The sequence below is a fragment of the Cupriavidus sp. KB_39 genome (assembly GCF_052114485.1).
In the GTDB taxonomy this organism is placed as follows: domain Bacteria; phylum Pseudomonadota; class Gammaproteobacteria; order Burkholderiales; family Burkholderiaceae; genus Cupriavidus.
Window position 1 is genome coordinate 1 of the sequence record NZ_JBFREV010000233.1, and the last position, 402, is coordinate 402.

At 66.4% G+C, this 402-nt stretch carries 1 pseudogene; it reads left to right on the forward strand.

The annotated features are described in order from the left end of the window. A pseudogene (locus tag AB4Z27_RS29715) lies at positions 1-189 on the forward strand (hypothetical protein); the annotation flags it as partial. Positions 190-402 lie beyond the last annotated feature (213 nt).

Sequence of the window (402 nt, forward strand, 5' to 3'; positions counted from 1 at the left end):
TCGCCGTGCTTTGGCAGCTGGGCGTGGTCTACTGCCAGCAGCAACATCATCCTGAACCAGGTGGTGATCGCGCCGAACTCGGCATCGATCACGCCGCTCGCCAACGGGCCGTTCACGGTGACCGCGCGCTGCACGGCCGGACCCGAGGCGATGCCCGTGTCGATCACGCTGGCCGGCGTGGTGCAGTAAATCGGCTGGACGATGAAACCCGCCGCGCTTCCCGCGCGGCGGGTTTTTCTTTGCTCGTTGCCGATGCAGGATGGCGGCGGGCGTACCCGTTTCTGCGGGCGTCGGGCGGGTCTGGCAGGACGAGCGTACCCGTTTCTGCGTGCAGCGATCCGGGGTCAGAATGCAAAAACGGCGGTCGCAAGGACCGCCGTTCTTTGTCGGGATGGGCTCTGC